General features: G+C 43.8%; 23 protein-coding genes. 8 read left to right on the forward strand and 15 right to left on the reverse strand.

All coding sequences use genetic code 11. The features are described from left to right. The first annotated feature begins 66 nt into the window (after window positions 1-66). Window positions 67-300, forward strand: a complete 234-nt coding sequence (locus Q0Q74_RS00245; protein ID WP_294427409.1) for a hypothetical protein — start codon at window positions 67-69, stop codon at window positions 298-300. On the opposite strand, the gene Q0Q74_RS00250 is transcribed toward Q0Q74_RS00245, so the two are convergent. From Q0Q74_RS00250 to Q0Q74_RS00260, 3 genes are all read right to left on the reverse strand, one after another. Beyond that, window positions 212-1,882: a RecQ family ATP-dependent DNA helicase gene (locus Q0Q74_RS00250; RefSeq protein WP_294427410.1), complete on the reverse strand. Its 1,671-nt coding sequence runs from the start codon at window positions 1,880-1,882 to the stop codon at window positions 212-214. The genes Q0Q74_RS00245 and Q0Q74_RS00250 overlap by 89 nt on opposite strands. A 79-nt stretch (window positions 1,883-1,961) precedes the next feature. Further along, complete coding sequence (locus tag Q0Q74_RS00255; RefSeq protein WP_294427411.1) at window positions 1,962-3,221, reverse strand: OmpA family protein; 1,260 nt, start codon at window positions 3,219-3,221, stop codon at window positions 1,962-1,964. 119 nt (window positions 3,222-3,340) lie between these two features. Next, complete coding sequence (locus Q0Q74_RS00260) at window positions 3,341-5,116, reverse strand: bifunctional diguanylate cyclase/phosphodiesterase (RefSeq protein WP_294427412.1); 1,776 nt, start codon at window positions 5,114-5,116, stop codon at window positions 3,341-3,343. A gap of 146 nt (window positions 5,117-5,262) precedes the next feature. Here Q0Q74_RS00260 and Q0Q74_RS00265 point away from each other — a divergent pair, with 146 nt between their 5' ends. Continuing rightward, complete coding sequence (locus Q0Q74_RS00265; RefSeq protein WP_294427413.1) at window positions 5,263-5,994, forward strand: hypothetical protein; 732 nt, start codon at window positions 5,263-5,265, stop codon at window positions 5,992-5,994. Window positions 5,995-5,996: 2 nt separating this feature from the next. Here Q0Q74_RS00265 and Q0Q74_RS00270 read toward each other — a convergent pair whose 3' ends face one another. The 7 genes from Q0Q74_RS00270 to Q0Q74_RS00300 all read right to left on the reverse strand — a co-directional run bounded on the left by Q0Q74_RS00270 (window position 5,997) and on the right by Q0Q74_RS00300 (window position 11,989). Further along, window positions 5,997-6,929, reverse strand: coding sequence for a regulatory iron-sulfur-containing complex subunit RicT (locus Q0Q74_RS00270; protein WP_294427414.1), 933 nt, complete (start codon window positions 6,927-6,929; stop codon window positions 5,997-5,999). Window positions 6,930-6,933: 4 nt separating this feature from the next. Beyond that, complete coding sequence (locus Q0Q74_RS00275) at window positions 6,934-7,476, reverse strand: YaaR family protein (RefSeq protein WP_294427415.1); 543 nt, start codon at window positions 7,474-7,476, stop codon at window positions 6,934-6,936. Further along, complete coding sequence (locus Q0Q74_RS00280; RefSeq protein WP_294427416.1) at window positions 7,476-7,895, reverse strand: polymer-forming cytoskeletal protein; 420 nt, start codon at window positions 7,893-7,895, stop codon at window positions 7,476-7,478. The genes Q0Q74_RS00275 and Q0Q74_RS00280 overlap by 1 nt, the downstream gene beginning before the upstream one ends. Window positions 7,896-7,901: 6 nt before the next feature. Continuing rightward, a complete protein-coding gene (locus Q0Q74_RS00285; protein WP_294427417.1) occupies window positions 7,902-8,924 on the reverse strand; it encodes a M23 family metallopeptidase in 1,023 nt (340 codons plus the stop codon). 150 nt (window positions 8,925-9,074) lie between these two features. Further along, window positions 9,075-10,127, reverse strand: a complete 1,053-nt coding sequence (gene dusB, locus Q0Q74_RS00290; RefSeq protein WP_294427418.1) for a tRNA dihydrouridine synthase DusB — start codon at window positions 10,125-10,127, stop codon at window positions 9,075-9,077. 78 nt (window positions 10,128-10,205) lie between these two features. Then, a complete protein-coding gene (locus Q0Q74_RS00295; protein ID WP_294427419.1) occupies window positions 10,206-10,988 on the reverse strand; it encodes a TatD family hydrolase in 783 nt (260 codons plus the stop codon). Between the two features lie 116 nt (window positions 10,989-11,104). Beyond that, a complete protein-coding gene (locus tag Q0Q74_RS00300) occupies window positions 11,105-11,989 on the reverse strand; it encodes a hypothetical protein (protein WP_294427420.1) in 885 nt (294 codons plus the stop codon). Window positions 11,990-12,024: 35 nt separating this feature from the next. Here Q0Q74_RS00300 and Q0Q74_RS00305 point away from each other — a divergent pair, with 35 nt between their 5' ends. After that, window positions 12,025-12,177 carry a hypothetical protein gene (locus tag Q0Q74_RS00305; protein ID WP_294427421.1) on the forward strand — a complete coding sequence of 51 codons (153 nt, stop codon included), beginning with the start codon at window positions 12,025-12,027 and terminating at the stop codon, window positions 12,175-12,177. A gap of 34 nt (window positions 12,178-12,211) precedes the next feature. Here Q0Q74_RS00305 and pheT read toward each other — a convergent pair whose 3' ends face one another. Beyond that, the gene (pheT, locus tag Q0Q74_RS00310; RefSeq protein ID WP_294427422.1) at window positions 12,212-13,975 is read right to left on the reverse strand and encodes a phenylalanine--tRNA ligase subunit beta; all 1,764 of its coding nucleotides are present in this window, start codon (window positions 13,973-13,975) and stop codon (window positions 12,212-12,214) included. A 173-nt stretch (window positions 13,976-14,148) separates the two neighbouring features. Here pheT and hypB point away from each other — a divergent pair, with 173 nt between their 5' ends. From hypB to Q0Q74_RS00330, 4 genes are all read left to right on the forward strand, one after another. Continuing rightward, a complete protein-coding gene (gene hypB, locus Q0Q74_RS00315; protein ID WP_294427423.1) occupies window positions 14,149-14,817 on the forward strand; it encodes a hydrogenase nickel incorporation protein HypB in 669 nt (222 codons plus the stop codon). 130 nt (window positions 14,818-14,947) lie between these two features. Then, window positions 14,948-17,674, forward strand: coding sequence for an FAD-dependent oxidoreductase (locus tag Q0Q74_RS00320; RefSeq protein ID WP_294427424.1), 2,727 nt, complete (start codon window positions 14,948-14,950; stop codon window positions 17,672-17,674). Between the two features lie 58 nt (window positions 17,675-17,732). Continuing rightward, window positions 17,733-18,077 (forward strand): hydrogenase maturation nickel metallochaperone HypA, encoded by a 345-nt coding sequence (locus Q0Q74_RS00325; protein ID WP_294427425.1) that lies wholly within the window; start codon window positions 17,733-17,735, stop codon window positions 18,075-18,077. Window positions 18,078-18,112: 35 nt separating this feature from the next. Further along, window positions 18,113-19,195 carry a DUF5692 family protein gene (locus Q0Q74_RS00330; protein WP_294427426.1) on the forward strand — a complete coding sequence of 361 codons (1,083 nt, stop codon included), beginning with the start codon at window positions 18,113-18,115 and terminating at the stop codon, window positions 19,193-19,195. Between the two features lie 159 nt (window positions 19,196-19,354). On the opposite strand, the gene Q0Q74_RS00335 is transcribed toward Q0Q74_RS00330, so the two are convergent. Continuing rightward, complete coding sequence (locus Q0Q74_RS00335) at window positions 19,355-19,666, reverse strand: hypothetical protein (protein ID WP_294427427.1); 312 nt, start codon at window positions 19,664-19,666, stop codon at window positions 19,355-19,357. Continuing rightward, complete coding sequence (locus Q0Q74_RS00340; protein ID WP_294427428.1) at window positions 19,663-20,067, reverse strand: hypothetical protein; 405 nt, start codon at window positions 20,065-20,067, stop codon at window positions 19,663-19,665. The genes Q0Q74_RS00335 and Q0Q74_RS00340 overlap by 4 nt, the downstream gene beginning before the upstream one ends. A 147-nt stretch (window positions 20,068-20,214) precedes the next feature. On the opposite strand from Q0Q74_RS00340, the gene yhbY reads away from it, so the two are divergent. Continuing rightward, a complete protein-coding gene (yhbY, locus tag Q0Q74_RS00345; RefSeq protein ID WP_294427429.1) occupies window positions 20,215-20,529 on the forward strand; it encodes a ribosome assembly RNA-binding protein YhbY in 315 nt (104 codons plus the stop codon). A 47-nt stretch (window positions 20,530-20,576) separates the two neighbouring features. Here the strand turns inward: yhbY and Q0Q74_RS00350 are convergent, their stop codons facing one another. Together Q0Q74_RS00350 and Q0Q74_RS00355 are read right to left on the reverse strand one after the other, a co-directional pair. After that, the gene (locus tag Q0Q74_RS00350) at window positions 20,577-21,638 is read right to left on the reverse strand and encodes a hypothetical protein (RefSeq protein ID WP_294427430.1); all 1,062 of its coding nucleotides are present in this window, start codon (window positions 21,636-21,638) and stop codon (window positions 20,577-20,579) included. After that, complete coding sequence (locus Q0Q74_RS00355; RefSeq protein WP_294427431.1) at window positions 21,625-22,431, reverse strand: hypothetical protein; 807 nt, start codon at window positions 22,429-22,431, stop codon at window positions 21,625-21,627. Before Q0Q74_RS00355 ends, Q0Q74_RS00350 begins: the two co-directional genes overlap by 14 nt. Window positions 22,432-22,496 lie beyond the last annotated feature (65 nt).

Below are 22,496 nucleotides of genomic sequence, written 5' to 3' on the forward strand. Positions count from 1 at the left end.
AGTGATTTTACACTTTTTCCGAAGACTTTAGCAAGAATCCTGCTTTTTTTGCCGATAATCGATTATATGATGAGTACTAATGATTTCGTTCCAGTTATAAAAGCAGTTCTCTCTGACAAGCGCGTGATTGTTACAGCCGTGATTATGTTCCTCTTTATGGATTTTTGCGCTTATGTCGTGCGATACCGAAAAAAGCCTAAAGCTGGCAAGCCTAAGAAAACATTTGTTGCACCAGCTCCTGCACCCGCAGAAAATGCTGCCGAAGGCGGTGGAGACGATGCAGGTGGCGATGAGGAATAAGAGAATAGAGGGATTTTTGCTTCTTTTGTGACTTTATTATGTCTAGCCGGCCTTTCCAGAAGGTTCCGCAGATTCTTATCCGCTGTTCCGAGAAGAGTTGAGCCAGAATTTCAGATATGTCTTTTGCTTCCCACACATTGATTCCAAAAATCCCCAGTTTCTTACGATTGCAGATTTCTGTAAGTTCTTTGACGGTTTCTTCCCTTGTATAGAGCCGCCGGTTTTTTCTGATAAAATTGAATGCAAGTTCCGCATCCCATGCTTTGTAGTCGATTTTTGTGCCTTTCTGTGCTGCGTCGCAAATGTCGCACCCAGAACATACAGCCTGTTCGCCGCCAAGATAGTCCAAAATCATCTGTCGGCGGCAAGTTTTGCTCAGTGCGAAGTCACCCAAAGCCCGCTCCCGGCTTCCTTCACTTGCCTGCCGCCATCTGATTTCATCTGCATGATTCCAAATCAAAAGAGAATTGACATTATCGCCGTTTCGTCCTGCCCGTCCAGCTTCCTGAACAAAATTCTCCAGATGTTCAGGGGCATCTAAATGAACCACGCTTGCAATATCTGACTTGTCCACGCCCATTCCGTACGCACAAGTCGCCGCTAAAATTCCGTCTTTTGAATTGAAAAACCACTCTTCAACGGCAATTTTTTCTTCTTTTGAAAGCCCTGCATGATAAAATCGGATTTTATCTAGTCCAAAATATGCCGAGCACAGATGAGCCATTTCTTCGGTGCGTCTTCGGGTTCCGCAAAAAATTATCAGCGGTTTTTTCATTGTGAGTGCGGCTTCCAGGGCGGCTTTTTTCTTCGCGTAGGCATATTTTACTTCGTAGTGAATGTTTGCCCTGTCGCTTGCTCCTTGAACGAGATGATAATTCCCGTCAAAAAGGATTTCACCGATTCGGTCAAGAACGGGTTTGCTTGCTGTTGCAGTGAATGCGGTAATCAGCTTGCAGCCAAGCGTTTTTATGATTCGGCCAAGTTCCAGGTATGACGGTCTGAAAGAATCTCCCCATTCTGAGACACAGTGAGCCTCATCAATTGCGATATGAGAAATTTTGATTTTTGACAGCCGGTTAAGCAGATTTTCGCCGCTCAGGACTTCGGGATTAGCGATAATCACGCGTGCCGGATTTTCCTTATCTTCAAGGCTTTTGAAATTTTCCTCACGCTCTTCTTTTGTTTGGCCGCCCTTAAAAACAACGCACTTTATTCCTGCGTCTTCCATGCGTCGTTTTTGATCGCTCATTAAGGCCAGAAGCGGATAAATTACAAGGCTTGCCCCTTCAAGAAGCAGAGCCGGCACCAGAAAGCACATTGACTTACCGGCACCGGTCGGAAGCAGCACAATCTGCCTCCCGCGATACAAATCATCATCGTCATGATTTTCCGAAAATTCTTTGTCTGCTTTGAGGGCTGCTTCTCCATCAAGAATATTTGCGATAACAATTCTTTGCCATGGAAACAGATAGCTCACATGAAAGCCGTTTTGCGCTGCTTTTACCGCATTGTCTGCATCAAAAAGTTCAGTGCCTTCGGAAACACCTTCGCCGTCAAAAGAAATCTTTTCATTTTTTTCCATTTTTTCCTCTGACTATATATAGCAAAAGAAAATCACATTTCGGCAATCTTGAAGGAAAAAAATCGAAATTTTTGAGAAATTATTTATCGAGAATCGTGATTTCAACGCGACGGTTTTTGGCCATTCCTTCAGGGGTGGAATTTGAGGCGAGTGGAACGCGTGAACCGAATCCCTGTGTGAAGATGTGATATTTGTCACGAACGCCGGTTTTAATCAGATATTGCGCAACAGAATCTGCCCGCTCTTCACTTAGAACCTGACAGCTTTCAGGTGTGCCGGAAAGGGCTGTGTGGCCTGAAATCAGAAGGTCGTTCGGGAAATCTTCAATGATTTTAGCAATCTTTTTGAGTTTAGCTTTTTCTGAATCCATAAGAACTGCAGAATTCGGCTTAAACTGAATGTTTTCGAGTGCAATTGTAAGGCCTTTTTCGCTTTTTGTGACGGAAACATCTTCAAGCTCAAGAACCTTCACTTTTTCAAGCACGACGGAGAGATTTTCATCGGTTGCGCTTCGTTCAAAGTCTGTTACTTCAGCGTGTGCCCTTCCTGTGAAATCATACTGATTGCCGAGATAGGTTTCCATTACGATTCTAAAATCTTCGGTATAATGGTCAATCTGTCCTTTTTCATTGTCCCACCAGAGTGTCTGATTAGAAAAACCCATCGTGGTGACAGGAAAATCATCGAGAGACCATGCGTTTTCAGGAATTGGACTTTCGAATGACATCGTGTATTTTACAGAAAGAACCTGAAATGTCTTTTTTTCGTGTTTTGAATCTGATGAAACACCCTGCTCATCGCGAATATATTTATAGGTCGCAGTAAAGGGCACAATGTAAGGTTCTTCATTTGCAAAAGAGCGTCTCAAATCGTGAGCTTCATGACCGTTTGCAGTCCATGTATCACCTGGTTTTACGGCTTTTTCTGGCAGGCATGGGACATCACGGACAACAGGCATAAAATACTGCTTTCCGATTTCGTAGACGCCTTTCGCATCTCGCCAGTATTTGCTCTCGTATTCATTGCCGTAAGTGAGCGTGCCTTTTGCACTTGTTGATGTTGAATTTTCTGTCGTCATAAAAGTCGCTTCGTTTAATCCGCGTCCATTTTCATCGACATCAGTGATGTGTGCTGAAACGCGGTTTACGATTTCTGCGACATGGTTCAATCTGCCGTTTACTTTGACGGTTTCATTGACCGTTGAAAGCACACGATAGTTGTCGCCGGTTTTGTATTTGAAACGGAGTAATTTTTCGCTGTCCTGGGCATTCGCGTCAAAAGTCAGAAGAAAGAAAAAACACAGCTTACACAGATTACGCTGATTAATGATTTTTTTCATAAAAAATTCCTCCGTTCAAAAGGGCTAGGGTATGGAGCATCGCGAAGCGTTGCCGAAGGCAATGGAGCGTTAAGCGGAAATGCGTAACACCCGACCGTGCGAAGCACGGTAGCCCCCAATTATAAATGGTCGGCCAAATCGTAATTACCGTTGAGGATTTTTTCGCACATTTCTTTGGGCATTGGCTTTCCCTTCAAGAATCCCTGAATATTTTTACAGTTGATTTGTTTCAAAACATCGAGCTGTTCTGTGCGTTCAACTCCTTCTGCAATTGTGTCCAGTCCCATTTTTGTAACCATAGAGATGATTGAGTCGGTAATGTTTGCCTCAACGCCGCCTCGGTCAGTGATGTTAGCGATGAAAGATTTGTCGATTTTGAGCGTGGTAATCGGGAGCATCTGCAAATAGCTGAGACTTGAATAGCCGGTTCCAAAGTCATCGAGCGAAAGACCGATTCCCATATCACGGATTTGATGAAGCAGCATGATGACTTCGCTCTTGTTGTCGATGAAAACGCCTTCTGTAATCTCAATTTCAAGATTTGCGGTCGGGATATCATACTTTTTGATGAGCTGCATTAAATCAAAAATGAATGTCGGTTTTTTGAGCTGAATCGGCGATACATTTACGCTCATAATGCCGTCAAAATTGTACTTTTGAATCCAGTCTTTGAGCGTAGAAATTGCTGTTTCCAGAATCCAGTCACCAAGCGGGATAACGAGTTTTGTTTCTTCGGCGATTGGGATGAACTGTTCCGGGTTTATCCAGCCAGTATCTTCATCGTACCAGCGCAGAAGTGCCTCAAATCCACGAAGTTTGTTTGTCGCGACATCAAATTGCGGCTGGTAGTAAAGCTGGAAAAGCTCTTCTGAAACCGCCTGATTTAACTTGCTTTGGATAGAGACTTTTTCCATGAATCTTTCGCGCATGACTGACTGGAAGAAGCTCAAATCGTTCTTACCTTTGCGTTTTGCTTCGTACATTGCCATGTCAGCGTATTTGAGCAAATCATCGTAATTGTCGCCGTCATCAGGGTAAATCGCAATTCCGCCCGAAAAATCAATGCCTTCTTCGTTCATTACTTCAAGAAGCATGTCGCCCGCATTCAGAATTGTGTCCTGCGAGTTGATTTTCTTCATCATGACGATGAATTCATCGCCGCCGTAACGGTAGACTTTGAAAAATTCCTTTTTGAAGCGTTTGAGAATTTCTGCGGCGTGACAGATTAAATCGTCGCCTTCCGAATGCCCCTGTGCATCGTTTATGAGTTTCATGTTGTCCAGATCGAGCAGAATCAGACCGAATTTTTCTTCATTTGCCTTACATTCTTTGTTCCATTTTTCGAAATCCATCTTGAATTTCTGTCGATTGGAAAGGCCTGTCATGGCATCGTGATAAGCCGTAAATTCAAGCTGTTCGTTCAGGAAATTAATGCGTTCGAGCTGCTTTTTAAGGTCTTCGCGTGATGCCGAAAGTTCGTCCGTGAGGGCCGCAAATCTTAAATTCTGACGCAAAAGCTGCTGCTCGCGGTCTTTGTCTTTATCAATGTTTACAACTGCGATTATAAGGTAACCGCTCTGTGTTGAGTTGATGTGAACACGAAGCCATGTTGAGCGAATCTGTGAAAAGAAAGTGTTTTCTCTTTCTTCACCTGATTCAATGCTGTCGATTGCAAGTGCAATCCAATCTATTCCTTTTGTGAGTTTTTCTTCACATTCAGCTGCGGTGAGTCCTATTTTTATGAGGTCACCGTATGTACTTATGAAACTTTCATTCTCAAAGCAGACAGTGTAATCTGTCGAAAAATTTTCTACATTCTTTTTGTTACCTGAAGTAAGAACCATAATTGGTGTGGAAATTTTCTCTAGAATTTCCTTGAAATCTGTTTCTATCATTATTAAATCCTATTTTGATGGTCGCCGCAAAAAATAAACAAGTTGACCTTTATAATATTATCGCCCTAATTTGCGTGAATGACAAGAAAAGTTTTGAACCTCGACTTTTGCTTGCATTTTGAAGATTTCAGGCTTATCATTAAATCATGGAATTACTTGAAAATATTGCAGAATATTATGATGAGTTGTTCCCTACGAACGATGAATTAAAAAAGTTCTATGCCGAAGAAACAAAAGACTTCGCTTTGCCTGTCAAATACCTGGGCATTAGTTGTGGTGCCGGTACTTTTGAACATTTTCTTGCAAAAGGTGAAGCTGATGTAACAGGTCTTGAAACAATTCCTTCTCTTCTCGAATCCGCAAACCGTAAGCGTCGCACTCAGCTAATGGCACTCCGCTTTTTCCAGATGTCCAGCTTGGAAATGTGCAGATTTTTGGGCAAGGGGTTCTACAATATAATTTCTATCCTTAACGGCAGAATCATCTTTACCCGCGACACTTCGCTTATGGCAAAGCTTTTTTATGATTGCAAGCAACTTCTCGCTCCAAAGGGCAAGCTAATCATCTCACTGCCAAATTTTGAAAAGTACAACTTTGATTCGACTGTAAAATTACCTGTTCGCCAAAGCATCCGTGTCAGGCTCTTTTCAAGCATTCAGACCAGAAATGACGGAAAAAAAGTCTTGCAACAGGAACTTGAAACCGGCAATGGAAAGCGAATTTGCGTTACCGAAAATGCCGAAATCTTGCCGCTCAATAAAAATCAAATCGAGCAGTATGCAAGCAGTGCAGGTTTTACAAAATTTGACTATTTTGGTGGCTTTGATAAAAGCGAATTTACTGCCAAATCAGATGAACTTGTCGTTGTTATAAGTTGAGTTTATTTTATCAGCCACTTACCCCCGTCTTTTATGAATCTGCTTGCTGGAATTTCAAGCAGTCTTCCGTCTTCGCTCAACATTCTCACAATCTGCTTGATTGGATTTACATCGGTAATTCGGAAATTTGAGCCGTCATAGAAAATATGCAGGCCTTCATTTGGGAGTTTCTTTCGTGCTTCAGCGTACCAGTTGTATTCGTAGCTAAGGCAGCAGAGCAAACGCCCGCACTGACCGGAAATTTTTGTTGAATTAAGCGAAAGATTCTGTTCTTTTGCCATTTTAATTGAAACCGGAGGCAATTTGTCGCGTACTGAATGACAGCAATATGGTCTTCCGCAAACGCCCAAACCTCCAGTAATACGGCTTTCGTCGCGCACGCCAATCTGGCGCAATTCAATTCTCATTTTGAATACGCTGACCAAATCCTTGACGAGTTCGCGGAAATCAACACGGTTCTCGCTTGAGAAGAAAAAGAGTGCTTTTGATTCTTCAAGCAGAAAATGGACTGCTACGAGCTTCATATCAAGTCCGTGTTCCGCAACTTTTTCCTTGAAAGTTTTGAAAGCTTCTTCTTCTTTTGCAGAAAATTCATTGAATTTTTTGATATCTTCGTCGTTGGCTTTTCGTTCGACTTTTACGATGTCACTTGATTTTAAGCCGACCGGATTTTTGGTACGTCCCAAAACAAGAGCCATGTCTTTTCCATAGCGGGTCGGTATGATGATTCTGTCACCGCCTTTTAATTCTTCAAATTTTTCTGGAACGGTGACATAAACGCCCTCGCTTGAATATTCTAGTCGTGCGAGATATAAAATCTTCGGATAAACAAAATGTTCGTCTTCTTCAGCTTCGTAGGCTTTAAAATCTGCGTCTTCAAGTTTTGAAATGTCTTCTTCGCTTTCACTTATATCTTGTTCAAAAATATCACTCATTGTGTTACCCCGCCATCAAATCTATGATTAGACCGTTAATTTCTTCTACTTTTGCAAGAAGATTCAGATTTGCTCCATGAAGAATCAGCATTTCGTTTGCCAGCTGGTTCAGCTTCTGGTCAATAATCTGAATCTGACAGAAAGGATCTATTGGTTTTCCTTTTCTGTTTCTGCCGAAGCGTTTTTTTCTGATGAACTCAAAATTGTTTTTTACAACGAATTTCATGAACTGGCTGACTCTTTTGCGATATTTTTCCATCGCTTCAAGACTCTGACGGGCTTTTAGCTCATCGCCAGCCATGTCCATCTCGTCTTTCAGAAAAACAATTGCTTCTTCCTGACTCATTCCCGCAAGTTCTACAGGAAGCCCTTCTGACATGAGCTGTGCTTTTTCCTGATTATGACTCAGGCTCATGGCAAAGGCCGATTTTTCTTTTTTCTCAGTTTTTTTTGCCTGCTGTGCCATTTGCTGTGAAGCTGCCTGGGTCGCCGCAAAATAAAGTGACTGTGAATTGAGCTGCGAATTTACTGATGATATTTCAGCCATCAATGTGCCTTGTTGACGGCATGGCTTCGGATGCCGATTTCATTTGAGAAACGCTCTTCTGCTGCCGTGAATTCTTCGTCATTTTTGAGTGCGATACAATGACCGTGGAAGATTACATTCTCTTCGATTTCAAGATTTTTGGTTGTGATATTGCCGATGACTGCAGACGATGAAAGCAACTTGATTCCATTTGGTGCGTAAATGTCACCTAAAACGATTCCGCCGATTACGATAGAAAGTGCAGTGATGCTTCCGTTTATACGGGCTTTATCGCCGACGATGATATTACCGGTGGATTCGAGATTTCCGTCGATATCTCCGTCCACGCGTATAAAACCGTTCGCATGGACATCTCCAGAAACTGCCGAGCCAAGACCGATGATTGTATTAATTGAAATATCGTCTGCTAAAAAAGCCATATTTGTTTATTTGGCGACCTTAATGTTTACATATTTTGCTGGGTCTACAACATCTGAACCGATGTGAACTTCATAATGCAAGTGCGGGCCTGTTGAAATACCTGTGCTTCCGATATAGCCGATTACATCTCGCTGTGATACAAACTGTCCTTTTTTGACTCGTGTTGAAGCCATGTGACAGTATCGGGTGTAAATTCCGTGCTTGTGTTTGATGATTACATAATTTCCGAAGCCTGAATCGTAAGCTACTGTTACAACCTGACCGTTTGCTGTTGCAAGAATTGGGTCACCGCTTCTCCATGTTGAAATATCCAATCCTTTGTGAATGTACCAGTTGCCTGTGATTGGGTGAGTTGTCTGACCGAAAGGCTGCGAAACATGACCAATGCCGCCTCGAACTGGCCAAATGTTTGGAATGTCTGCGAAAAGTGTTTCCTGACTTTCGAGCATTTTACCAATCTGCTCGATTGGCTGAATTGCACTCTCTAAATAAGAAGAAAGCTGGCGCATATCAGAGGCTTCTTTTGTAGAGCCTGCAACTGTGTCTTGTGTATCAAAAAGTGAATTTAAATCGCTGTCAGACATGGCTGCTTTTGCCACTGTGTTAGACTGGTTGATTCCCAGAAGAGAAAGTGTCTGTGAAAGAGATGAGCGGAATCGTTTTGCTGTTTGAAGGACATTGTTGTTTTCATCGCGGAGCTCATCGAAGCTTGCAAGAAGTTCTCGGTTTTCTTTCATTGAGCGCGCAAGTTCTTCACGGATGCCGGAATCCTGCTTTTTAAAATAGATGAAAGATGAAACAATTCCTGCTACAAGTACGATTCCGAATGCAAGTGCGAAGACATTTGTACGGAAGTTGATAACTTTGCTCTGAGAGTGGGGAACAATCATGATTGTGAGTTTGCTGTCACATACCCGGAAAATTTTAACAAAGATTTTGCCGATGCCATTGCAAAGATGCTGCAAGCCGTGCAAAAAAGACGAGACCAAATTCTTTTCAATCTTTTTATAATGTCTTGTTCTTGCCAATTGTAACTCCAATAATTCGGCTAAAAATTTATTTCTAGATAATTCTTAGAAATATATCACACAATAAGAGTTCGTGTCAAACATACACAGTCTATCAGTATATTATCGGCAAAAACTGCTATTACTTATATCCAAATTTTGAGGATTTTATTATAAATATTGAGAAAAAATTGCTCTGTAATCGGCAGCACTCTCTGCTGAGACGATTTCTTTACGCAGTGCGGCACCGCCTTCCAGACCTTTTGAGTATGCGCAGAATCTTTTTCTTGCTTCGCGGCATGCGGAAAGTTCGCCTAAATCCTGAATGAGCAAATCAAGTTCCCGGAATCCTGCCTGAATTCTCTTTTCGACTGGAAGCTCAGTTATTGTGCCATTCGTGAGAAATTCATGAGTTTTTGTGAATAAAAATGGATTTCCCATCGCTCCACGGGCAAACATTACTGCATCAACGCCGGTTTCTTCGAGCATTCGTTTTGCATCTTCAGGAGTGAAAGCATCCCCGCTTCCAAAGACAGGAATTTTTTGTGAATCAGCGCATAATTCTGCGACAAATTTGACAAGTTCTGCCAGTGCATTCCAGTCAGATTTTCCCTCGTATCCCTGGGCGCGTGTCCGACCATGCATTGTAACTGCGCTTGCACCAGCTTTGATTGCGGCTTCTGCACATTCTTTCCATGTAATGCTTTCGGAATCCCAACCAAGACGGAATTTCACAGTTACAGGAACTTGCGTATTATATGGAACAATTTCGTTCGCACGGTTCAGGCGCTTTCCGTCATAGTTTTTTACAGATTCGACAACGGCACTTACGATTTTGAAAAGATGCTCCGGATCACGAGTGAGTGCACTGCCCGCATTTGATTTAATGATTTTTGGAACAGGGCATCCACCGTTAATGTCGATGCACTCACAGCTGGTTTTTTCCAGAACGATTCGTGCAGCCTGAGCCATTGTTTCTGGATTTCCGCCGAAAATCTGTACGGCATAAGCCGATTCATTTGGAGCACGACGCATCAGGGTTTCAGTTTTTTCGTTGTTGCGTGTAAGAGCTTCTGAACTGACCATTTCTGTGTATGCAAAATCTGCTCCACATTCCGCACATATAGAACGGAACGCACGGTCAGAATATCCCGCCACAGGGGCAAGAAACAGATTGCCTGGAAGAGAAAGATTGCCGATTTGAACAGGGTGATATAGCGACATAAATAGAACTTCTCAAAAAATGCCCCGCACGGATGCGGGGTAAAAGCAAAGAGAGAATTTTCTGAAAGAAAATCCCAATTACTCTGGTAAACGGAAAATCTTGCAGCTGTTAGTCCACAGAATCTTGCTCAATTCCTCAAGATCGATTTCGAGCATTTCTGAAAGGAAGCGGGCTGTTGAAGGCAAATATGCCGGCATTGCACGCTTTCGTTCCCGGAATTCTGCCGGAACCATGAACGGACTTTCTGTTTCAATCAGCATTCGGTCAGTCGGAATATTAAGGACTGTTTCATGCAGATTTCTTGCATTGCGGTAAGTCAAATTTCCAGCGAATGAGAAATAAACATTAAGGCCTGCTTCGAGACATTTTTTTGCATAAGCGGCATCTTCACCGTAGCAGTGCAAAATTGCTCCAGCCGGCGGAATTCGCTCTTTAAGGATGTCGAAAACATCTTTTCCGGCTTCACGGCTATGAATGATTACCGGCTTGTCGTATTTTTTAGCGATTTCAAGCTGAGTGATAAAAAGCTCAGTCTGCATTCGCTTGTCACCGAACTGCTTGTAATAGTCGAGACCACATTCACCGACAGCAATTACATTCGGCAGTTTGAGACCTTCTTCAATTGTTTTAATCCAGTCTTTCCCAGGATTCATTACTTCGACAGGAGCAACGCCAACAGCGTGATACACTCCAGGCATAGATTTGATATTTGGGTAGACTTTCTTGAAATCATGAAGACTGTTATTAATGCTTACGATACGCGTAACGCCGGCCTGTTTTGCCTGCTGAATAACGCGTAACTGTTCAATCGGGTCCTCATAAATGAGCCCGATATGGGCGTGAGTATCAAAAAACTGCATGGCTTTCTTCCAATATAGATATGATGATAAAGAAGCTCCGTTGAGTGCGGAGATTCATACTTTTAAACAATGTTGTTTTGTTTATTCTAATAGAATAGCAGAGAAAATCGTAACTGTCAAATTGCAGTTGATTTGTAGGTTAAAAGGAAATTCCAGATAGGGTCGTACCAGTTTTCAGATTTCGCCCCTTCAGCAAAATAGTTTTCGTAAGTTGAAAGTATATGATTTCGAATCAGTTTTGCATCTTCATTTGAGAAGCCTTCTGGTGAAGCGAACATGCCTGAGATGAATTTTCTGGCATCTTCAGTGCTAACAAGTTCCGGGAAATTCGCCGTGGCAAGATAAATAGCCGCAGGAATGCAGTTTACCGAATGCTGTTTGACATACAGAACAGTTTCCGTGATTTCGAGAGCGCAATTGTATAATTCTTTTTCCCAGAACGTTTTTTCGATTTCGGTGAAGGCCTCTTCAGAAAAAATCTTTCGATAGAAACCCCATGCAAGAAAGACCGTTGAAACATGAAGACTTGGAACGCACAGGAAATGAGGATCAAGGGCGTGAATCTGGCGGAATTCACGCATTTCTTTGTAGTTCGGGCGGTTTGTGGTCGTAAGTCGGAAGTGATAAATTTTTCCGCAGCACTGATAAAGTTTTCTGAATCGTAACATCCACTTTTTTGTAAGAACAGATGCGTGCCAGAATCCGAATTTTTTTACAAGCATTGCCAGCGGGCGAACCCACATATTGATAAAGTCGAGATAAACGGAAACTTTTGAAGGCGTAAACGGAATCTTTTGGTCGAGCGGATGGTCAACATGAACAACCGGAATGTGCAGAATATGGAATTTTTCAAAATACTGGAGAAAGAAAAATTCTTTAAGAATCGTGGCAAAACATTTAAAATTTGTGATGAAACTAGGCGGTCCAAACAGAACGCCCGCGTACGCAACGAGTGGATTGAATGTTTTTAAGGGTTTATTGTCGTATACTTTTGGTTTCATCTTTTGAAAGGTTGGGATTTTTGTTGTGGTTCTGAATGAGCCTGAAGACTTTGGGCGTTACCTGCCTTTCGGCAGGTCGGGCTTTCCGCCCTTCGCTAACGCTCATAGCCTACGGCTACTTCGGGGCTACAATCCCTAACGCAGGGAGCGACGGCGAAGCCGTAAAAACTCACGAGGTGAGTTTTTAGCGAGTCTCCGAGCAGCTACGCTGCGAAGGCGTATTTACATTAATTCCTCTATATCAATTTCACCGGCGACACATGGAACTGCGATCTGCCAGTTTTCGAGAACCTGCGGGTGGATTTCACCGAAGATTCCGACCTGCTTGCCTTTGACGATGATTGCTGCCTGACGGCCTGGGATAAAGCGCGGGTCGTTTGCTTCTTTGACCTCATATTTGTGATCGAGGAAGTAAAGGATAGAGGCGACTTCAGAAGCCAAGTCGTTGAAGTTTGCGTTGTTTGCTGCAGTCATGAATCCGAGTGACTGGATTGTTTTTGTGCCTGTGTTCTCGCTTTCGTCAAGGAATGCAACTTTACCAATCTCAAAAATCTTGTGCGGGAAGATTGCGTTTGCAGCGGCACTTTCTGCACGGAGCAATGAAGCGATGATTGACGGGCGAACGAACTGATAGTTCTCGCTCATCGGGTTCAAAATCTCGATTACTTTGTCAGCAGAAATGTTCATGCGGTCGATATAATCTCGTTTTGAGCCGAGATAGTTGAAAATCATCTCCTGATAGCCCAAGCCGACCATGATTTCTTTTGTCTTTCGGCTGAACAATGTGACATCAGAAAGTTTGCCGATTGTGAAGTCGTTTGGTTTCTGTGGCTTGAAGTAGTCGAGACTCATGCCAATCATTACGTCTTCGATAACGTCAACTTCGTGGAGGAAGTCGTTGCGGTATGGAGCCGGCTGAACTGTGAATTCAACGTCGCTCTTGTTTGCTGCGCAATATTTTGCTGTCTTTTCGCTTACAGGAATGTCTTTTGCAACAACATCGTTGTCCATTCGGCTGAGCGCGTCGAGAACCTGCTCTTTTGTGAGGTCACTGCCCAGCTTTTTGTTGATTGCGGCCAGGGTTGCCTTTGCTTCTTTCTGGAAGTAGAACGGAACAGTGATTTCTTTGCCAAAGCCTGTTTCGTAAGGATGAACGACTTTAACCGGAAGAATTTCGTATCCTGCATCGTGGAAGTCACATGCAACGATATTTGCGGCGAGAATCAAGTTCTCCATGTTGTCGCCAGTAAGCTCAACCATCAAATCTTTGTCACCAACCTGAACGGCTCCCAAAGTCGCCGAGTTGATGATTGGTGCCATTGAAAGAACTTCGTCTTTATCGTCTGTAAGGAGCGGGAATTTTTTGAGGCCCTCGAGAATCCAGCCAAAATCCTTTCCTTTTGGATGCTCAGTGAGAATCTGGCGGCAAGTCATCGGGGAATCACAAGCGAGCGGAACGAATGAAGTTTTGTCCGGATCAACAGCCTTGTAGTGGCATGGCCATTTGATTTCGCTCATGCGGTAAACGCCCATTGAAATTGACTTTCGTTTGCGGCCGAAGTTCCAGCAGAGCTTTTCCTGAGTCTGGATGATGTCTTTGAGCATCGGATCGTCGATTGGTTTGCCAGAAATTACGAAACTGACCATGAACGGTCGGACATCTTTGAGGCCCTCTTCGACAGTGATTGTGCGATTGCCACAGTCTTTGATTGCTCCCTTGCGAGAGATGAATGAAGAGTAGTCAGAGCGTTTTGCGCCTTCGTGCAAGCGGAGCTGACGAGTAACGCCGCCGGTTGACCACAAATCAGGGCGGTTTGTATCGTTAAGTTCGATTTTGATGACGCGTTCATCTTCGCTCATTGACATGTCAGGCTTTTCGTCAAGCTCGGCCTTTCCGCAGACAAGCTTTTTCTCAAGCGTGTCGTAGTCATATTTTTTCCCAAGAAGATTAAAAAAAAGTTTTTCGTTTACTTCAATTTTTGGCATGATATTCCTCGAATTTTATTCAATAGAACCTTTATTATATAGAAAAAAGTTAGCGCAATCAACGGTAAAACGCCCTCTTTTCTTTTCTGTGCAATGTGATATAATAGGACACAAATTTGATAGTGGTGCTATCATTTCTTAAAACTCTCTGTATTTTTCTAAGGCGGTCGATTATGGATACAGTTCGCGTGATTGAAGTGAAGGAAAATATCCTTGCTGACAACGACAAGGAAGCCGAGATTTTACGGCAGAAGCTCAAATCTAAGAAAACTTTTTTGATGAATCTTATGTCATCGCCGGGGAGCGGAAAAACTACCACTTTGCTCCGAACCGTTGAGGCTCTCAAAGACAAAATCAAAATCGGAATTATGGAAGCGGACATTGATTCGAGCGTCGATGCCGAGACGATGGCAAATGCGGGCGTAAAATCGATTCAGCTGCACACGGGCGGAATGTGCCACTTGGATGCGGCAATGACCGAGCAGGGATTGAATGAACTTGGCTATGACGGACTTGATTTGGTCGTGCTTGAAAATGTCGGAAATTTGATTTGCCCGGCAGAATTTGATACTGGGTCTGCAAAGAATGTGATGATTCTTTCGGTGCCGGAAGGTCATGACAAGCCGCTCAAATATCCGCTCATGTTCAGCAAGGTTGATGCTCTGATTATCAACAAAATTGATGTCATGCCGTATTTTGATTTTGACATGTCGAAAGTGCGGGAATATGTAACAAAGCTCAACAAAGATGTAAAAATCTTCCCGATTAGCGCAAAAACCGGCGAGGGTGTCAAAGAATGGACGGATTGGCTTGCCGAAGAGTTGAATGCTCATAACAAATAATTTCACGCGCTGGATTGTAGCACCGCCGAAGGCGTTCCGAAGCGAAGCGTAGGAATGGAACGAAAGTGGAAGTGCGAAAAGCCAGGAGACGGTTGATTCGCGCAATAGTATAGAAGAAAGAGGTACGAAAATGGCAGAAAAAGAAACAGTCAGGCCGCTTATTTTACAGCTTGGTCAGAAGATTACGGACAGGCTTGGTCGAAAAATTAACGAGAATGACCCGGAATACTGGGGATTGAACGAAATTGTGACCGACGAAATGGCAGAAGTCGCGCTCAAAATGGATGTGCGAAAGCCGGTGACTTTGCCGCAGCTTGCTAAAAAGACCGGAAAGGACGAAAAATATCTCGAAAAGATTCTCATGGATATGGCGATGGCGGGTCTTATCGAATACAACTGGGAGAATCCTAAGCGCGAAAAGCAGTACATTTTGCCGATGTATGTTCCGGGAAGCGCTGAGTTTACGAACATGAATCAGAAACAGCTTGAAGAGCATCCGAAATTGGGTCGTTTCTTCGAGAGAATGAGCTTTGAACCGCTTACTAAGGTCGTTCCGATGGTTCCGGAGGGCGGTGCCGGAATCGGTATGCATGTTATTCCTGTTGAAAAGGCGATTGAGGCCGAGAATCAGAGTGTTAGCGTAGAGCACATTTCTCACTGGCTCGACAAATACGATGGAAAATATGCGGCTTCTCCTTGTTCATGCCGATTGAGCCGAAGAACTTTCGATGAAGGCTGTGCCGATGACCCTGAAGACTGGTGTATCGGTGTTGGTGACATGGCTGACTATCTCGTTGAGACAAAACGCGGTCATTATGTCACACGCGAAAAGGTTCTTGAGATTTTGAAACACGCTGAAGACTGCGGATTTGTTCATCAGATTACGAACATTGACGGCGAAAACAAGATTTTTGCTATTTGTAACTGTAATGTGAATGTTTGCTACGCGCTCCGAACAAGCCAGCTTTTCAACACGCCGAATCTTTCGCGCTCGGCTTATGTTGCCCGCGTTGAATCTGACAAATGTGTTGCTTGTGGCCGTTGTGTTGAATATTGTCCGGCTGGTGCAGTTAAGCTTGGTCAGAAACTTTGCAAAAAAGACGGAAAGAAAGTCGAATATCCGAAGCACATTTTGCCGGATAATCATAGATGGTCTGAGAAAAACTGGGACATTAACTATCGCGATACAAACCGCACAAACTGCTATTCGACAGGAACGGCTCCTTGTAAGACTGCTTGCCCGGCTCACATCGGAATTCAGGGCTATTTGAAGATGGCAAGCGAAGGCCGTTACACTGAGGCACTTGAGCTGATTAAGAAAGAAAATCCGTTCCCGGCTGTTTGTGGCCGAATTTGTAACAAAAGGTGTGAGGCGGCTTGTACCCGTGGCACAATCGATGAAGCAATTGCTATTGATGAAGTCAAAAAATTCATCGCTCAGAAAGATTTGGATGCGGCAACACGCTTTATTCCGAAGAAGGTAATTCCTTCAAACCGCGGTGAATTTGAGCAGAAAATTGCGATTATCGGAGGCGGTCCTGCTGGCCTTTCATGTGCGTTCTACCTTGCAGAAAAAGGCTATCGTCCGACTGTGTTTGAAAAGAACAAAGTTGCGGGCGGTATGCTCGTTTACGGAATTCCAAGCTTCAAACTCGAAAAAAATGTCGTTCAGGCTGAAATCGATGTCATGAAGGAAATGGGCGTTGAAATCAAAACTGGCGTTGAAGTTGGAAAAGATGTCACAATTGCCCAGCTTCGTGAACAGGGATACAAGGCTTTCTACATTGCGATTGGCTGTCAGGGCGGTCGAAAAGCCGGAATTGCTGGTGAGGATGCCGAGGGCGTTATGACTGCGGTTGATTTCCTTCGCACTGTTGCAGACGACCATGATTACAAAGTGACTGGTCGAACAGTTGTTGTTGGCGGTGGAAATGTTGCAATCGATGTGAGCCGTACTGCATGGCGATGTGGCGGAACAGAGGTTCAGCAGTTCTGTCTTGAGCAGCGTAAAGAAATGCCTGCAACCCTTGAAGAAATCGAAGAAGCCGAAGAGGAAGGAATCAAAATCAACTGCGGCTGGGGACCAAAAGAGATTCTTACCGAGAACGGAAAAGTCAAAGGAATCGTGTTCAAGAAGTGCGTTTCTGTAAAAGACGAAACAGGCCGTTTCAACCCGAAATATGATGAAAACGACACAATCACAATCGAGTGCGAAAATGTGTTCCTTTCAATCGGACAGGCAATCGTCTGGGGTGACATGCTTGCTGGAACAAAAGTTGAGCTTGGTCGCGGAAACGGCGTTGTTGCTGACGGCGTGACTTACCAGACAGCTGAGCCGGACATTTTTGCGGGCGGCGATGTTTACACAGGTCCGAAATTTGCGATTGATGCGATTGCGGCTGGAAAGAAGGCGGCTGTTTCAATCCATAGATTCGTTCAGCCACATTCTAGCATGACAATTGGCCGTGATAAGCGAGAATTCATCGAGCTTAATAAAGAAGATATTTTCGTTAAGGGCTACGATGACACACCTCGTCAGGTTCCGGCTAAAAAGACTATCAGTGAAGTCGGAAGCAAGTTCAAGGAAACACAGCTTTGCTTCACAGAAGAGCAGATTAAAAAGGAAACTGCCCGCTGTTTGAGCTGTGGTCAGAGCGTTGTTGACGAGAACAAGTGTATCGGCTGTGGTGTTTGTACGACAAAATGTGCCTTCGATGCAATCCACTTGCACCGCGAGCACCCGAAAGCAAGCCGCATGATTCCGAGTGAGGACAAGCTCAAGGCAATCCTGCCGAACATCGTCAAACGCGAAATCAAAGTTCTGCTCAACCCGAACAGGAATTCGCTGGAGAAGTAATTGGGATTTTAAGGGGCTTGCTCCCTTCCAATTGCTCACTGCTAATTGCTAATTATATATGCACGAACTTGGAATTGTCTTTCATGTTATAAAACGACTCGAAGAACTGGCAGAAGAACAGCGTCTTGCCAAAATTCAGAGCGTTACGCTCGAAATCGGTGAGGTTAGCGGCGTTGTGCCTGACTACTTGCATGACTGCTGGAAATGGGCAATCAAAAAATCCGAAGTGATGAAAGAAGCTGCCCTTAAAATCGAGACTATCGAAGCCGTAACAGTCTGCAATGACTGCGAAAAGACTTACAAAACGGTCGAATTCGGCCGCACTTGTCCTTTCTGTCAAAGCGAAAACACCGTGCTGCAGAAAGGCAATGAGATGAATATCAAGCAGATTGAAGCGTGTTAGTGCTTTTTACGGCACGGCACACTCAGGAGGATAAAATGTTATTTCAACTTTATGGAGACGGCGTTCTCTGGCAGCTTTTGGGCTGGGTCGCTGTATTTGTCGGTTTGATTCTTGCAAACGAAATCGCAAGAAGAACAAAGGCTGGTGGAATTGCACTTCTGGTCGCTCTTCCGCTCGGACTTACCGTTTACTTTATCGTCGTTGCAGTGGCAGCTGCGGGCGGTGCACAGTGGGCTTTGAACAATCAGACCTATCTTTACATGAACGGCTGGTTCCATTATGCAAAATTGTATGCGGCAGACATCGGCTGTATCGGTTTCATGGTGCTCAAATACAAATGGGGCAAACTTGGAAAGTCACACTGGTTCAAGGCATGGCCATTCGTAATCGTTGGAATCAACATTTTGATTGCAGTTGCTTCTGATTTTGAAAGCGCAATCAAAGGCGGTTCTCTTGCAGGTGGCTGGTGGAAATCAAGCGAAAATGTATGGCTTTACGGCGGCTGGTGGAATGTCGCAAACGGAATCGCTGGTCTCATCAACATTCTCTGTATGACAGGCTGGTGGGGAATCTATTCTTCAAAAGACAAACATCATCAGGATATGCTCTGGCCGGACATGACAATCTGGTTCATCCTTGCTTACGATGTATGGAACTTCCAGTACACATATGCAAACTTGCCGACACATACATGGTACTGTGGCGTTGCACTTTTGCTCGCACCGACATTTGCGGCTGCATTCTGGAACAAGGGCGGCTGGATTCAGAACCGTGCAAACACTCTTGCACTATGGTGTATGTTCGCACAGGTATTCCCGCTCTTCGAGATTAAAAATGCAACAGCTGTACTTCCGACCCTCTATCAGGGAGCCGCTGAAGCCGGACTTAACGCATTCGACATGACTGCAATCAATTCTGCAGCAGAACTCGCATCAAAGGGAATCACGGCAAATCCTGTACCGCAGGGCGTAGTTTCAATGCTCGCACTTGCAATCAATGTTGTCGCACTGTTCGTAATCATTAAGCGCGCAAAAGCCGCTGGAAAAAATCCTTACACCAATGAGATTTTCGTCGGAACAAAGGATTACGAAGAAGCAATGGAACGCGCTGAACGCTAACTGACAGAAAAACAAAAAGGAGCCTCGTTATGAAGCTCCTTTTTTTATGGGCGCAATCAACTGTCTGCCGCTGTTCCGCGCTTCGCTAACGCTCATTGCCGCAAGCGGCAACTAAAGGCGCTCCATAGCGGGCGCGGCATTTTTTGTTCTTTACGAATTTTATTTCTTCAATAAAGCCTTTCTTACGATTCCTTTCGGGTCTTTTACGAGCAGAATCACGAGCCAGATTACAAGGCCCAATGCCACTACTGAAAGCCCCAGGAACAAATCATTGAGCATATCAAGCGGTGCCGGTGTAAAAAATTCTGCACCTGCTTCGCCGTATTCAAAAACGGCATCGATGAGCCACATCAAAGATGCTCCCCAAAACATAAAGCAGAGAGTGCTGACTTTAAGCTCTCGTGCTGATTCATTTTTATACCAGATAGTCGTGCATATTGCGGCTGCGAAAACTGTTGTTAAAAGTGTCATGCCTGTACCGCTCCTGTGACTTTCGCTTTGTTCTGATTTTTTTCCATGATTGAAGTAACTCCGACCATGATTCCCCATACTGATGTGACCAGAAGAGCCATTGAAATTCCAGCGGTTCCCATCTCTTGAAGCATTTCTGCAACATTTCCGTCTTTTACAGCTGTAAGGAACGGGAAGAATGGAACGACCTCACCGTGCCATACATGCTCAAAAGCAAGGAGTGCTGAGCCGCCCCAGAGCATATTATTGAGCCAGCCAAGTTTTGTTGAAAACGGGATTTTTACTGTGCTGTCAGCCAATTCAGGTTTTGAAAGGGCAATTTTGTTTTCTTTAGATTTGATTGCCTTTGCCAGGATTGTTGTGACGATTGCTTCTGTTGTTGGAACTAAAAAACAAGCCATATTTTTCTCCATTAAAATAGAAAGAATTTTACGGAAAATATTATACCACATCTCTGATAGTAATGCTATCGTTTTTTAGAGCTGTTGCCTGTCTCTGTTGCACGGCATACCCTAGCACAAAATCCTCAGAAAAATTATAATGAACCTATGGAAATTAACGCAAAACAGAGAAAATTATTGGAAAAAAACGCTCAGCCGCTTAATCCACTTGTTCAGGTTGGTGGTGCTGGTGTGACCGAAGAGCAGATTAAGCAGATTACACGCCTGCTTGCTGAACATGAACTTATCAAAGTCAAATTCAATGAGTTTAAAGAAGAAAAACGCGAACTAAGTGCTCAAATTTCAGAAAAAACAGATTCTACACTTGTCCGCCTTATTGGAAATGTCCTGATTCTTTATCGTCCTGCAAAAGAAGCCAAAGACCGCAAATTTGAAAAGGATTTGGACAAACTCGCCAAATAGTTCCGGGAAGTGCTGAATAACCGCATCAAATGTTAATCAGCACTTTTTTATTTATCCATCGAAAGCAGTAAATCCATTGTCCATGCACCTTCACCGACACGCAATGTCACAAGATTTCCGGTTCTGTCGGCGGAGAGTGCGTTCTTTTTTGTCAGCTGATACAGATACGAATATTGGTTCTCATAGTCCTGACTAACAGCCGGTGTGATGGTGTATTTTGTGACTCCATTTTCGGTGCCTTTGGCATGGAAATAGAAATAAAAGGTTTCGCTTCGGACTTTGTTTTCTGACATGTATTTGCGGTCGCCGGTAAGCAAAAATGTTCCGTCGGCTTCTTCTTCCGAAAAATAGATTTTTTTGCATGTTGGAAGGATATCGTAGCCATTCACGACAAAGCGGAGAATTTTCGGTTCTTTTTTAACGATGTTTGAAAAAGTGTTTTCTCCGGCATTGCGTTCACTTACGCTGGTTCCGCTGGCCACTTTGTTTTTCAGTTCCGTCAATTCACCCAAAATTTGCTGCAATGTCGCAGAATCAACTGTATTTGCCGAAACCATGTTTTGATTTGAAAGAAGCTGGCTCTGCAAGTTTGAGTTTCCGCGTCCGAGAAGGCCCGAAAGCGAGCCTAAAACACCGAGATTGTTCATCGATGAAATGTCATCTGCGGTAAGCTGATTGAGTGAAGATGAAGCGGATTTTGCAAGCGTGTTGAGTTTTTTTGTTTGATTGAGCGTGGCATTCTGATTTTGAGTGCTTGAGTCTGATGCAGAAGATGCTGAAGAATTTTGTGTAACGGACTTGGAATCCGTGGTTTGTGATGAAGGTGTCTGCTTTTTCCTTTGCAGATTCGGATTGTAGAAATCACTGCGACCTGGAGCATAAAAACCGCTTCCAACGCTGGGCATTGAAACTGCCGGGCTGGAAGGCATTGACGGCATGGTGAGCGAGCCGGATTTTTCTTCGGTCTTTACCTCAGCGAAAAGTATTGCGTTTAACAGTAAAAGCCCGCCCGCCGTGAAGCCCCGTAGTTGCCGTTTACGGCAATGAGCGTTAGTGAAGGGCGAAAGGGCGGCAGACAGTTGATTTGCGGCCATATTATAAACTTTCAAGGCTTTCTTCCACATATTGCAATCTCTGCTGAAGTGCTTCAATGGTTTTTGTGAGGCGGTTCTTTTCTTTTTCGAGTTTTGCGCGGGGATCGCTGTTTGACGAGGCCTTTTTCATGAGTTCAGTTACCGTGTCAGGTGATTTTCCGCTGAGAATCTGTTTTGAGGCTGAATCGCGGTCTTCGCTCTTTTTGAGCATGGCGACCTTTTTCATGTTGTCGAAACCAAGTGCCGGATCAACTTCAACCTTGCCGAGTTTTGTGATGTCTTTGGCGGAATTTCGGGGCAGACAGAGGATGCGGTCAAGGTAATCTTCGTAGCGGATATTTGCCTTTTCGCACAGTTCGTGTGCTTGAGCGAGCAGTTTTCCGAATTCCTGCATGAGTTTACCGTTTACTTCCATATATTCTTTGCGGATTTTTTCGGTAAGTTCTTTAAGTTCAGGAGATTCGTCCAAATCGATTTTGTAGATTCCGAGTTCTTCGGCTTTTTGAAGGAGAATGTGGAATTTTGTCCAGAAGGCGGTCGTGTGGACTTTGCTGCCTTTCATTGGAAGTTTGCCGCCTGTTTCAGCCAGAAATTCTTCGGTCAGAAGATGATGAGTGTATTCATGAATCGCGGTGTAAATGAGCTGCATGTCACTCTTAAAATTTTTGTTGTGAAGCAGAATTTCGTGAGTTTCTGGCTTGTAAAGACCGTTTACGCGTGTGCTTTCTTTACCTGTCATTGTGACGGTGAATTCCAGGTCTGTATTTTCAATTTGCAAAAGTTTTTGTTTGATTTCTTCGTTGTCCATTCTTTCTATTATATCGATTTTAGTTGTGTTTGGATAGAAATGAATTCTTATAAGGTTACGAAATC

Origin of the sequence: uncultured Treponema sp. (assembly GCF_946187725.1) — a bacterium.
In the GTDB taxonomy this organism is placed as follows: Bacteria; Spirochaetota; Spirochaetia; order Treponematales; family Treponemataceae; genus Treponema_D.

Excerpts from the sequence above, each read along its gene's own strand:
- Q0Q74_RS00245 (WP_294427409.1), top strand. The coding sequence starts at position 67 with ATGATGAGTACTAATGATTTCGTTCCAGTTATAAAAGCAGTTCTCTCT.
- Q0Q74_RS00250 (WP_294427410.1), bottom strand. The coding sequence starts at position 1,882 with ATGGAAAAAAATGAAAAGATTTCTTTTGACGGCGAAGGTGTTTCCGAA.
- Q0Q74_RS00255 (WP_294427411.1), bottom strand. The coding sequence starts at position 3,221 with ATGAAAAAAATCATTAATCAGCGTAATCTGTGTAAGCTGTGTTTTTTC.
- Q0Q74_RS00260 (WP_294427412.1), bottom strand. The coding sequence starts at position 5,116 with ATGATAGAAACAGATTTCAAGGAAATTCTAGAGAAAATTTCCACACCA.
- Q0Q74_RS00265 (WP_294427413.1), top strand. The coding sequence starts at position 5,263 with ATGGAATTACTTGAAAATATTGCAGAATATTATGATGAGTTGTTCCCT.
- Q0Q74_RS00270 (WP_294427414.1), bottom strand. The coding sequence starts at position 6,929 with ATGAGTGATATTTTTGAACAAGATATAAGTGAAAGCGAAGAAGACATT.
- Q0Q74_RS00275 (WP_294427415.1), bottom strand. The coding sequence starts at position 7,476 with ATGGCTGAAATATCATCAGTAAATTCGCAGCTCAATTCACAGTCACTT.
- Q0Q74_RS00280 (WP_294427416.1), bottom strand. The coding sequence starts at position 7,895 with ATGGCTTTTTTAGCAGACGATATTTCAATTAATACAATCATCGGTCTT.
- dusB (WP_294427418.1), bottom strand. The coding sequence starts at position 10,127 with ATGTCGCTATATCACCCTGTTCAAATCGGCAATCTTTCTCTTCCAGGC.
- Q0Q74_RS00295 (WP_294427419.1), bottom strand. The coding sequence starts at position 10,988 with ATGCAGTTTTTTGATACTCACGCCCATATCGGGCTCATTTATGAGGAC.
- Q0Q74_RS00300 (WP_294427420.1), bottom strand. The coding sequence starts at position 11,989 with ATGAAACCAAAAGTATACGACAATAAACCCTTAAAAACATTCAATCCA.
- Q0Q74_RS00305 (WP_294427421.1), top strand. The coding sequence starts at position 12,025 with ATGAGCCTGAAGACTTTGGGCGTTACCTGCCTTTCGGCAGGTCGGGCT.
- pheT (WP_294427422.1), bottom strand. The coding sequence starts at position 13,975 with ATGCCAAAAATTGAAGTAAACGAAAAACTTTTTTTTAATCTTCTTGGG.
- hypB (WP_294427423.1), top strand. The coding sequence starts at position 14,149 with ATGGATACAGTTCGCGTGATTGAAGTGAAGGAAAATATCCTTGCTGAC.
- Q0Q74_RS00320 (WP_294427424.1), top strand. The coding sequence starts at position 14,948 with ATGGCAGAAAAAGAAACAGTCAGGCCGCTTATTTTACAGCTTGGTCAG.
- Q0Q74_RS00325 (WP_294427425.1), top strand. The coding sequence starts at position 17,733 with ATGCACGAACTTGGAATTGTCTTTCATGTTATAAAACGACTCGAAGAA.
- Q0Q74_RS00330 (WP_294427426.1), top strand. The coding sequence starts at position 18,113 with ATGTTATTTCAACTTTATGGAGACGGCGTTCTCTGGCAGCTTTTGGGC.
- Q0Q74_RS00335 (WP_294427427.1), bottom strand. The coding sequence starts at position 19,666 with ATGACACTTTTAACAACAGTTTTCGCAGCCGCAATATGCACGACTATC.
- Q0Q74_RS00340 (WP_294427428.1), bottom strand. The coding sequence starts at position 20,067 with ATGGCTTGTTTTTTAGTTCCAACAACAGAAGCAATCGTCACAACAATC.
- yhbY (WP_294427429.1), top strand. The coding sequence starts at position 20,215 with ATGGAAATTAACGCAAAACAGAGAAAATTATTGGAAAAAAACGCTCAG.
- Q0Q74_RS00355 (WP_294427431.1), bottom strand. The coding sequence starts at position 22,431 with ATGGACAACGAAGAAATCAAACAAAAACTTTTGCAAATTGAAAATACA.